General features: G+C 43.3%; 11 protein-coding genes. 8 read left to right on the forward strand and 3 right to left on the reverse strand.

Annotated features, from left to right (window positions below; all coding sequences use genetic code 11):
* Window positions 1–12: 12 nt before the first annotated feature.
* Together Phpb_RS07080 and Phpb_RS07085 are read left to right on the forward strand one after the other, a co-directional pair.
* A complete protein-coding gene (locus Phpb_RS07080; RefSeq protein WP_065389744.1) occupies window positions 13–306 on the forward strand; it encodes a hypothetical protein in 294 nt (97 codons plus the stop codon).
* A 281-nt stretch (window positions 307–587) separates the two neighbouring features.
* Window positions 588–1,502 carry an Rpn family recombination-promoting nuclease/putative transposase gene (locus Phpb_RS07085; protein ID WP_065389745.1) on the forward strand — a complete coding sequence of 305 codons (915 nt, stop codon included), beginning with the start codon at window positions 588–590 and terminating at the stop codon, window positions 1,500–1,502.
* Between the two features lie 265 nt (window positions 1,503–1,767).
* On the opposite strand, the gene Phpb_RS07090 is transcribed toward Phpb_RS07085, so the two are convergent.
* On the reverse strand, window positions 1,768–2,430 hold the full coding sequence (locus tag Phpb_RS07090) for an HAD family hydrolase (protein ID WP_065389746.1): 663 nt from the start codon (window positions 2,428–2,430) through the stop codon (window positions 1,768–1,770).
* Between the two features lie 161 nt (window positions 2,431–2,591).
* Here Phpb_RS07090 and nudC point away from each other — a divergent pair, with 161 nt between their 5' ends.
* From nudC to Phpb_RS07120, 6 genes are all read left to right on the forward strand, one after another.
* The gene (nudC, locus tag Phpb_RS07095) at window positions 2,592–3,359 is read left to right on the forward strand and encodes an NAD(+) diphosphatase (protein WP_065389747.1); all 768 of its coding nucleotides are present in this window, start codon (window positions 2,592–2,594) and stop codon (window positions 3,357–3,359) included.
* A 109-nt stretch (window positions 3,360–3,468) separates the two neighbouring features.
* Window positions 3,469–4,533, forward strand: a complete 1,065-nt coding sequence (gene hemE / locus Phpb_RS07100) for a uroporphyrinogen decarboxylase (protein ID WP_065389748.1) — start codon at window positions 3,469–3,471, stop codon at window positions 4,531–4,533.
* Window positions 4,534–4,537: 4 nt separating this feature from the next.
* On the forward strand, window positions 4,538–5,206 hold the full coding sequence (nfi, locus tag Phpb_RS07105; RefSeq protein WP_065389749.1) for a deoxyribonuclease V: 669 nt from the start codon (window positions 4,538–4,540) through the stop codon (window positions 5,204–5,206).
* Window positions 5,207–5,282: 76 nt separating this feature from the next.
* Window positions 5,283–5,873, forward strand: coding sequence for a YjaG family protein (locus Phpb_RS07110; protein WP_036814772.1), 591 nt, complete (start codon window positions 5,283–5,285; stop codon window positions 5,871–5,873).
* A 186-nt stretch (window positions 5,874–6,059) separates the two neighbouring features.
* Window positions 6,060–6,332, forward strand: a complete 273-nt coding sequence (hupA, locus tag Phpb_RS07115) for a nucleoid-associated protein HU-alpha (protein WP_012776594.1) — start codon at window positions 6,060–6,062, stop codon at window positions 6,330–6,332.
* Window positions 6,333–6,400: 68 nt separating this feature from the next.
* Window positions 6,401–7,042: a DUF1481 domain-containing protein gene (locus Phpb_RS07120; RefSeq protein WP_065389750.1), complete on the forward strand. Its 642-nt coding sequence runs from the start codon at window positions 6,401–6,403 to the stop codon at window positions 7,040–7,042.
* Between the two features lie 18 nt (window positions 7,043–7,060).
* Here Phpb_RS07120 and purD read toward each other — a convergent pair whose 3' ends face one another.
* Window positions 7,061–8,344 carry a phosphoribosylamine--glycine ligase gene (gene purD, locus Phpb_RS07125; RefSeq protein ID WP_065389751.1) on the reverse strand — a complete coding sequence of 428 codons (1,284 nt, stop codon included), beginning with the start codon at window positions 8,342–8,344 and terminating at the stop codon, window positions 7,061–7,063.
* Between the two features lie 21 nt (window positions 8,345–8,365).
* A complete protein-coding gene (purH, locus tag Phpb_RS07130; RefSeq protein ID WP_065389752.1) occupies window positions 8,366–9,955 on the reverse strand; it encodes a bifunctional phosphoribosylaminoimidazolecarboxamide formyltransferase/IMP cyclohydrolase in 1,590 nt (529 codons plus the stop codon).
* Window positions 9,956–10,319: the final 364 nt, after the last annotated feature.

A 10,319-nucleotide genomic window follows, 5' to 3' on the forward strand; every position in this document is an offset into this window, starting at 1 on the left:
AAAAGTTTCCTTATGTTAAATAATGTTTGGCTAAACATTAAATTTTTAACTACAACTCACCATTGTCGGGTTGGGCTGTTTCATGAAGATGGTGGACCAATGTTCGATATATTTCACGCCTATTTTGTACTTAACTGTATTTGTCAAATTTTATATAAAATGTCTAATATATATTTCGATATTTATGAGGAAGAAATTAGATTACAATTTAATACTGCATTGAAAAAATTTTTAGATACAAAAGAGATAATAGATCATCTGGCGGGAATTCAGTCCAATTTTTTCGATCTGAACATCCAAGATTAACGGACAGATAAGTAATTGATATTTTGATGAGAGGGGATATTATTATGATAATGCAGGTTAAAACTCATTGAAATGAATGGCTTTCATAAAGTAGTTGTTGTGAATGTAATATTTTATCATTTTTTCTTTTCTGATATTTTATTATTTAGGCTCTTCTATTAATGCATTCGATAAAGATTTGCCTGAGGAAATCTGAGACAATGTTTTTTGTAACTTGGTAGAAATACTATACCTTGACAATGAGTGGTAATGACTAACTGATAAAGACAGAGAAACAGATTGTGGCAAAGAAAAAAAAGCGGCCTCACCATGATTCGTTATTTAAGCATTTTTTAACGCAGCCCGAAACGGCCAGGGAATTTTTATCCCTTTATCTGCCCGAAGAGATCCAGTTGTTGTGTGATTTAGCCACATTGAAACTGGAATCCGGCAGTTTTGTGGATCGGCATTTACGTCAACTGCACAGTGATGTGCTGTACTCGGTTGAAACGGCCCGGGGACAGGGCTATATCTATTGTCTGATTGAGCATCAGTCCACCCCTGACCCGCTGATGGCCTGGCGGCTGATGTATTATGCCATGTTAGCAATGGCGGCCCACCTGAAGAAAGGCCATACTGAACTCCCTTTGGTGGCGCCGCTGCTGTTTTATCATGGGGAGGTTCGGCCATATCCTTACTCAAACCGGTGGCTGGATTGTTTTACGCTCCCCGAACAGGCTGCCCGCTTATATCGTCAGGCGTTTCCGTTGGTGGACGTCAGTGCGCTCAGCGATGAAGAGATCCTGACACATAAAGGCGTTGCCCTGATGGAACTGGTGCAAAAACATATTCGCTGCCGGGATATGCAGGAATGGCTCCTCCAATTGGTGGAACTCTTGAATGCAGGGTATAATACAACCGAGCAGCGCAATGTGGTGTTACGCTATATTTTACTGAATGGGCATACGCTGGATCTCTCCCAATTTGTCCATCAACTGATTGAACAATCTCCGGAGCATGAAACGATGTTGATGACTATTGCAGAACAGCTTGAACAAAAAGGGCGCGAGCAAGGCCGAACAGAAGGTAGAGAGGAAGGTAAAGTGGAAGGTAAAGTGGAAACGGCTCGTGCCTTATTACGGCATGGCGTGAGTTTGGACATTATTGTCACCAGTACCGGACTGAGCCGGGATAGAATTGAAGCGTTAAAGCATTAAATTAATCTTCTCTTTTACAGTAAAATGCCGATATTCAAGATTGGCATTTTTGTTTTTATTTATGGTTTATAGGGAGCGAAATGACACCTTAAGAGCATAGGGAACGCGATTAGGTGGGTTGTTTGCGGAAAAAAATGATTTGTTCTGTTTCGTCAAAACCTCAATTTTATTGCAATATTCTCCCCAGCAATTGGGTTGCCTGTTGAAAGATAACGGGTATAGGTGGGATTATGGAAATCATAAACCCATTATTGATCGAAAATATTTACAATGACCAGGTTAATTGTTTCCAGCCATATTGTTGTGCTTCGGCTTTTAAACGGGCATCGGCATTGACCGTAATGACTTCGTCGGCAAACTGACACATTGGAAGATCATTAATCGAATCACTGTAAAAGCGGATAATTTCAGGATGGCTATTTTGCTGTTCCAGCCACTGTTTTATCCGTTTTACTTTACCTTCACGAAAAGTCGCAATGCCATCTATTTTGCCGGTATAACAGCCATTTTCCATTACCATATCAATGCCCAGTACCGTGTGAATATCCAATTCGGTAGCAATCTTTTTTACAATAAAAGAGACAGTAGCTGAGATAATAATGATTGGAATTTGTTGTTGTTGATATTCTGTAATTAGGGCTTTGGCTTGTGGATAAAATCGCGGTTTAATTTTTTCGTTAACAAATTCAGTCAGCCAAAGATCAATTTGTTCTTGTGGAACTTGATGCAGTGTTTGCAGACTAAATGCCAGATAACCACTCATATCCAGTGAGCCTGCGCCGTAATCAGCCATCATTTTTTTGTCTGCTTCAATAAAGCTTGGATCGGTAATGATGCCTTTTTCCCATAAAAACTCGGTCCATATAGCGCTGGAATCACCGGAGATTAAAGTGTCATCCAGATCAAATACGGCAAGCAGTTGTGACATGGTGTTGTGCTCCTCGGACCAAAGCATATTAATAGTTGAGAATAATGCTGATTACTGTCAAAGAGGGCAATATGGTCTATGACAATAGTAATAAAGCACGCTTTTTTGATTAAAAAGCGTATGATTCATACAGATATTAAAATTAATATGTCATAGTGATGATGCGACAACAAATTACAGGTACAGAACGTGGCTGGTGGGTTATCAGCGATGAAAATCGTATTTGGCTCCCTAAAGGCGAATTACCTTTTGGCATGGCGACTCAATGGTCACTGCAAGGAAAAATAGCTTTGTCTATCGGTGAGTGGCAAGGTGAGAAAGTTTGGCTTATTCGTCAGAAAATGGCTTCAAATATGGTTTCTTTACGGCAAATTGTTGCAAGTGATCGTGGCTTGTTTCAATTAGCTGGTCGAGGAGTACAATTGGCGGAGTTTTATCGCTCTCATCAATATTGTGGTTATTGCGGTAATGAAATGCACCATAGTGTCAGTGAATGGGTTTGTCTGTGTCATCACTGCCAAGAACGTTATTATCCGCAGATAGCGCCTTGTATTATTGTCGGTATTCGTCGGGATGATCATATTTTGCTGGCTCAACATCAGCGCCATCGTGGAGGCATTTACACAGTACTGGCGGGATTTGTCGAAGTCGGTGAAACACTCGAAGAAGCTGTGGCCCGAGAAGTGGTGGAAGAGAGTAATATTAAAATTCGCAACTTACGTTATGTGGCTTCTCAACCGTGGCCTTTTCCTCATTCATTGATGATGGCATTTCTGGCTGATTATGACAGTGGGGAGATTCGTCATGATCCGAAAGAGCTGATTAGTGCGAATTGGTATCACTATGAGCAACTGCCATTGATTCCACCACCCAATACTATTGCTCGTCGGTTGATTGAAGATACGATTGTTCTGTGCCGAAATGCGTAATCTACAGTTTGGCGCAATTCAACGGGAGAGATCTACCTGTCATGTTACAATGACGCCTAATCAATTGTAGTCAGATTATATTGCGGCCAATAAATAGATGGAGCCTGTCATGAATGAGCTGAAAAATGACCGTTATTTGCGAGCTTTATTACGTCAACCCGTTGATATTACACCTGTTTGGATGATGAGACAGGCTGGTCGTTATTTGCCTGAGTATCAAGCTACTCGCGCTGAAGCCGGTGATTTTATTTCTTTGTGTAAAAACACTGAGCTTGCATGTGAAGTCACTTTACAACCTTTGCGGCGTTATCCACTGGATGCGGCAATTCTCTTCTCTGATATTCTCACCATCCCTGATGCTATGGGACTGGGACTCTATTTTGAAACAGGTGAAGGTCCGCGTTTTAAATCTCCTATTTTAAATCGTGCGGATGTGGAGAAACTGCCGGTGCCTGATCCGGAAATGGAGCTGGGTTATGTGATGGATGCAGTACGTGCGATTCGTAAGGCACTGACGGGTCAGGTTCCTCTAATTGGCTTTTCCGGTAGTCCGTGGACACTGGCGACTTATATGGTGGAAGGTGGCAGTAGTAAGGCATTCACTAAAATCAAAAAAATGATGTATGTCGAACCTGCCGTAATGCATCTATTGCTGGATAAGCTGGCAGACAGCGTTATTCTTTATCTCAATGCTCAGATTAAAGCAGGCGCTCAGTCTGTAATGGTTTTTGATACTTGGGGCGGAGTACTGACGGGGCGGGATTATCGGGAATTTTCCTTGCATTATATGCATAAGATTGTTGATGGCCTGATCCGTGAAAATGGAGGTCGTCGTGTGCCGGTGACACTATTTACTAAAGGTGGCGGACAATGGCTGGAAGCAATGGCTGAAACCGGTTGTGATGCGCTTGGTCTGGATTGGACGACAGATATTGCCGATGCCCGTCGTCGTGTGGGAAATAAAGTTGCTTTGCAAGGCAACATGGACCCATCCATGTTATACGCTTCTCCAGAGCGGATTGAACAGGAAGTTTCGACAATTTTACAAGGTTTTGGCGCGGGTTCTGGTCATGTCTTTAACCTTGGTCATGGTATCCATCAGGATGTACTGCCGGAACACGCAGGTGTATTTGTTGAGGCTGTACATAACCTTTCAACTAAATATCATCAGTAAGAATATGATTAATACGAAAGCGCTACGTCAGGAGCAAATAGCAAAGGCTCAACAGGTTATCCGTTATGATGATTTTCCCCCACCTAAATTGATTGCTGGTGCTGATGTAGGCTTTGAACAGCAAGGAGCGATTACCCGGGCAGCGATAGCGGTTCTCTCTTATCCTGCCCTTGAACTGGTGGAATATCAGATAGCCCGAATTGAAACTACTCTGCCTTATATTCCCGGTTTACTCTCTTTCCGTGAATACCCTGCATTAATGGCTGCTTGGCAGTTGTTGAAACACATACCTGATCTAGTGATGGTGGATGGTCATGGCATTGCTCATCCACGCCGTTTAGGTGTTGCCAGCCATTTTGGTTTATTAGCAAATGTACCTACAATTGGTGTGGCAAAACGTCGTTTATGTGGTGAGAGTGAACTATTGGGAGAACAGCCTGGCAGTTGTCAACCTTTGATTGATAAAGAAGAGCAGATTGGTTGGGTATGGAGGAGTAAAAAACGTTGTAATCCGTTGTATATTTCTACAGGGCACCGAATCAGTCTTGATAGTGCATTGTTATGGGTGGAACGTTGTATGAAAGGTTATCGTCTGCCTGAAACAACCCGTTGGGCAGATGGCGCAGCCTCAAATAGACCATTTTTTGAACAAATGATACAGAAAAATCCTTAAATTCGGTGTAAGCGTGTGGATATTCTTGAATTTCAGGTAAACTGCGGAGCAAATTGTGCATAATGAGTAAAAACTAATGTTACGAAACCCGATACATTTACGGCTGGAAAAACTTGAAAGCTGGCAGCATCTGACCTTTATGGCAAGTCTGTGCGAACGGATGTATCCAAATTACCAGATGTTCTGTCTTCAGACAGCGTTTGCAGAACCGGCTATTTACCGCCGTATTCTGGATTTGGTGTGGGAAATATTAGTTGTAAAAGATGCCAAAGTGAATTTTGATAATCAGTTGGAAAAGTTGGAACAAGCTATTCCCTCAGCGGATGATTACGATATTTACGGTGTGTACCCGGCAATTGATGCATGTATTGCATTAGGGGAAACTGTTCATGCTCGTCTGAGTGGTGAAACATTGGAGCATGCAATTGCAGTGAGTGAAATTTCAATTCGCACCGTTGCTATGCTTGAAATGACTCAGGCCGGGAAAGAAATGACCGATGAAGAACTGAAAATGTTACCTGCTATTGAACAAGAGTGGGATATCCAATGGGAAATTTATCGCTTATTGGTTAGCTGCGAAGAGCGGGATATTGAGTTGATTAAAGGATTGAAAGCTGACCTCCGGGAGTCAGGAACGAGTAACATTGGCATAAATTTAACGCAGTAAAGTGAAAAAACGTGATTTAATGCTTTAAATGCCATGTTCAAAGGCTTCACTTTTGCCCCCACTCTGTTCTACATTTGGGGGGTGAAAAGAAGTGGCTATCGGTGCGTGTATGCAGGGGTGCTGTCATTCGGCATATCCGTCGCACTCGATGCTTTGCAAACGATAAACACACTGTAAGGATAATCTATGAATAAGACTGAATTAGTTGATGCAATCGCAGAAAGCACAGACCTGACTAAAGCTCAGGCAAAGGCTGCTCTGGAATCAACTTTGAATGCAATCACCGAATCCCTGAAAGCGGGTGATTCAGTACAACTGGTAGGTTTTGGTACTTTCAAAGTTAATCATCGTGCAGAACGTACTGGCCGTAACCCGCAAACCGGTAAAGAAATTACAATCGCGGCTGCAAACGTACCCGCTTTCTCCGCTGGTAAGGCTCTGAAAGACGCAGTTAAATAATTTCATTGCAAAAAAGAAAAAATAGAAGGGGTATTATTTATCCCCTTTTGTTGGTTCGTCAGGGGCTGATGACACTAGGATTCGTCTTCGCGCTCAGCGCCTGTACCAATCAACTTAAAGAACCTTCTTTCAGCGCAAGTGGATTCATTGCCGATGATGGCGTTGTCCGCTTGTGGCGCCTCAACGATCAGGATAGTAAACCTCGGGTGCTGATGAGAGTTTACAGCCCCTACCGTAATGACAATACCGTCGTGACTTTTTATGAATATAAGCATGGCGATTTGCGCCAAATTCGTCGTGAAATTTTGAGTGATAAAAATCCACTGTCTGAACAGCTTCGTTTGGATAAATCCGGTGATGTGATTTTTATGCAAAAGCAGTCGAAAGCGCGGCGTGAACTCCTCTCCAGCGATGATATTGTTCGTATGCAGTTTGACGCTAAACGGACGCTTGAATTAAGTGATGCGTTGATCGCGGGAAATGTACGTTTGATGCAAGGGCACTGGAATAACGGTAAAGTCACTACCTGTGCAGGTGAAACGATTTCTGTTGAGTTTGAATCTTACGCGAGGTTATGGCTTGAACAGCGCGAAAAAAGCAGCTACGGCCAATTAACCATTGCTTGGTTGGAAGCGCCTGTTGGCCGCGAATTATTGTTGGTAGCCAATAATGATTTTTGTCGTTGGGAACCGACGAAGGACAGCCTCTGACCTTCGTCAGTTTTATGATTACTTCAATCGGTTAATTGCCCGATATCCGATATCCTTACGGTAAAAATAGCTATTCCATTCAATCTCTTCTGCTTGTTGGTAGGCATTTTTCTGTGCATCTATAATGGTTTCGCCCAGTGCTGTAACACACAGAACGCGTCCACCGGCGGTAATAACTTCACTACCTTTCATTGCCGTACCTGCATGGAAAACCTTGCTACTTTCATTTTCTTGTTGGGGCAAGCCATGAATAATATCCCCTTTGTGATAATCAGCAGGATACCCGCCGGCAGCGAGTACCACACCCAGAGCAGGGCGTTCATCCCAATGAGAGGTTTTACCTGCGAGTTCTCCTTTTGCACCAGCTAAACAGAGTTCAACAAGATCAGAGCGCATACGCATCATGATGGGTTGAGTTTCCGGATCGCCAAAGCGACAATTAAATTCGATGACTTTTGGCTCGCCATTTTCGTTGATCATCAAGCCGGCATAAAGAAAACCAGTATAGACATGATTCTCAGCCGCCATACCATTAACGGTAGGATAAATAATCTCTTCCATAATACGCTGGTGGGTTTCATCGGTGACGACCGGAGCGGGAGAATAGGCTCCCATACCGCCGGTATTTGGGCCCGTGTCACCGTCACCTATGCGTTTATGATCCTGACTGGTCGCCATTGGAATAACATTTTTGCCATCGACCATAACGATAAAACTAGCTTCTTCACCCGTTAAAAATTCTTCAATAACAATACGATGGCCTGCATCACCAAACGCATTTCCTGCTAGCATATCTTTTATGGCGGCTTGGGCTTCTTCCAGTGTCATCGCAACAATCACACCTTTACCCGCAGCCAGCCCGTCAGCTTTTATAACAATAGGGACGCCGACTTTATCCAGGTAAGCAAGAGCCGGTTCGATTTCTGTGAAATTCTGGTAAGCCGCAGTTGGGATTTGATGGCGCGCCAGAAAATCTTTGGTGAAGGCTTTTGAACCTTCTAATTGAGCGGCCGCCTGAGTTGGGCCAAAAATAGTTAACCCGGCTTTTTGGAATGCATCGACAATACCCATCACCAATGGCGCTTCAGGACCAACGATAGTCAGCCCAATATTATGGCTTTGTGCAAATACCAACAAGCCGTTGATATCTGTCGCTGAGATGGCGATATTTTCGAGATTGCTTTCTAAAGCCGTTCCCGCATTTCCTGGAGCAACATAGACTTGATCAGCTAAAGGAGATTGAGCTGTTTTCCATGCCAGAGCATGTTCGCGTCCACCGCCACCAACAATTAAAATATTCATCAGATTAACTCCTGTTATTGATTAGTGGCGAAAGTGGCGCATGCCGGTGAAAATCATAGCAATACCGTGTTCATCAGCCGCGGCAATCACTTCGTCGTCACGGATTGAACCGCCGGGTTGGATAATGCAACTCACGCCGACAACTGCGGCGGCATCAATACCGTCACGGAATGGGAAAAATGCGTCAGACGCCATTGCACATCCCTGAACTTCCAAGCCTTCATCGGCTGCTTTGATCCCTGCAATTTTTGCGGAATAGACACGGCTCATTTGGCCTGCGCCAATACCGATGGTCATATCATTTTTTGCGTAAACAATGGCATTGGATTTGACAAACTTAGCAACCTTCCAGCAGAACAGAGCATCTTTCATTTCTTGCTCAGTAGGTTGACGTTTGGAAACTACACGTAAGTTAGTTGCTGCTACCATCCCAAGATCGCGATCTTGTACCAACAGACCTCCATTAACTCGTTTAAAATCAAGGCCAGCAATTCGGGTTTCCCATTCACCACATACCAGAACGCGGACATTTTGCTTAGTAGCCAATATCGGCAATGCCTCTTCATCCACTGAGGGGGCGATAATCACCTCTACAAATTGGCGGTCGATAATGGTTTGAGCGGTCTTAGCATCAAGTTCACGGTTGAAAGCAATAATGCCGCCGAAAGCGGAGGTTGGATCTGTCTTGAATGCGCGATCATAAGCTTCGTAAATGTCTTTCCCAATTGCTACACCGCATGGATTAGCGTGCTTAACAATAACGCATGCGGACTCGGTGAATTCTTTAACGCATTCCAAGGCTGCATCTGTATCTGCAATGTTATTATAGGAAAGAGCTTTACCTTGTAACTGAGTTGCAGTTGCAATAGATGATTCAGAGAGATTCTCTTCTATATAGAAAGCAGCATCCTGATGACTGTTCTCACCGTAGCGCATATCTTGCTTTTTAATAAAATTCAAATTCAGAGTACGGGGGAAACGCCCTGATGGCTGAGTAGTATCGCCATAATAAGGAGGAACTAGCTTGCCAAAATAGTTAGCAATCATGCTGTCATAAGCGGCGGTGTGTTCAAAAGCCTGAATGGCTAAATCGAAGCGAGTCGATTGTGTTAATGAACCCTGATTGTTGTCCATCTCTTCAATGATTTTTTCATAATCATTACTATTAACCACAATTGCTACATCTTTATGGTTCTTAGCCGCAGAACGAACCATAGTTGGGCCGCCGATATCAATGTTTTCAACAGCATCTGCTAAAGTGCAATCGGGTTTAGCTACGGTCTGGGCGAATGGATATAGATTCACAACCACCATATCGATCGGTGAGATTTGGTGTTGTGCCATGATTTTATCATCTTGTCCACGGCGGCCAAGGATTCCGCCATGTACTTTAGGATGCAACGTCTTAACACGGCCATCCATCATTTCAGGAAAGCCGGTGTAATCTGAAACTTCAGTAACCTTTAGATCTGATTCAGCGAGTAAACGAGCTGTGCCACCAGTGGAAAGCAATTCGACACCGCGTTGAGATAAGGCTTTTGCAAATTCAACAACCCCTGATTTATCGGAAACGCTAAGCAGGGCACGACGGATTGGACGAAGCTGTTGCATTGATTTGATCCCTTGGATTTTGTAAGGCAGTAACATGTTATTGGAAAGAACCCACTATATCAGGACATAAAAAATGGGCACTGCAATAACATTTCAATATAGTCAGATAAAATCGCTTGATGATTTTAACCACCGGATTGTAACGAAAACGTTTGCGTGATGCTCGATAAATTTTCATCCAACTAGCCATTTGTGGATAAATCTGTTGGTAAGTAGGTATAAGGTGGTGTGTTGCTGTGGAATTAATCAAACGATCAATTTTTTTCAAAATAATTATTGCCAGCGTCAAAGAACTCCCTATAATGCGCCACCACTGACCGACACAACGCTGATAAACATTGTGAGGTCAGGCAGAGAAAAAGCG

This window comes from Photorhabdus namnaonensis, assembly GCF_001684335.1.
GTDB lineage: Bacteria > Pseudomonadota > Gammaproteobacteria > Enterobacterales > Enterobacteriaceae > Photorhabdus > Photorhabdus namnaonensis.

What these genes read in the sequence shown, in the direction of transcription:
- Phpb_RS07090 (WP_065389746.1), bottom strand. Translation starts at nt 2,430, where the DNA reads ATGTCACAACTGCTTGCCGTATTTGATCTGGATGACACTTTAATCTCC.
- nudC (WP_065389747.1), top strand. Translation starts at nt 2,592, where the DNA reads ATGCGACAACAAATTACAGGTACAGAACGTGGCTGGTGGGTTATCAGC.
- purD (WP_065389751.1), bottom strand. Translation starts at nt 8,344, where the DNA reads ATGAATATTTTAATTGTTGGTGGCGGTGGACGCGAACATGCTCTGGCA.
- hupA (WP_012776594.1), top strand. Translation starts at nt 6,060, where the DNA reads ATGAATAAGACTGAATTAGTTGATGCAATCGCAGAAAGCACAGACCTG.
- Phpb_RS07080 (WP_065389744.1), top strand. Translation starts at nt 13, where the DNA reads ATGTTAAATAATGTTTGGCTAAACATTAAATTTTTAACTACAACTCAC.
- purH (WP_065389752.1), bottom strand. Translation starts at nt 9,955, where the DNA reads ATGCAACAGCTTCGTCCAATCCGTCGTGCCCTGCTTAGCGTTTCCGAT.
- Phpb_RS07120 (WP_065389750.1), top strand. Translation starts at nt 6,401, where the DNA reads ATGACACTAGGATTCGTCTTCGCGCTCAGCGCCTGTACCAATCAACTT.
- nfi (WP_065389749.1), top strand. Translation starts at nt 4,538, where the DNA reads ATGATTAATACGAAAGCGCTACGTCAGGAGCAAATAGCAAAGGCTCAA.
- hemE (WP_065389748.1), top strand. Translation starts at nt 3,469, where the DNA reads ATGAATGAGCTGAAAAATGACCGTTATTTGCGAGCTTTATTACGTCAA.
- Phpb_RS07110 (WP_036814772.1), top strand. Translation starts at nt 5,283, where the DNA reads ATGTTACGAAACCCGATACATTTACGGCTGGAAAAACTTGAAAGCTGG.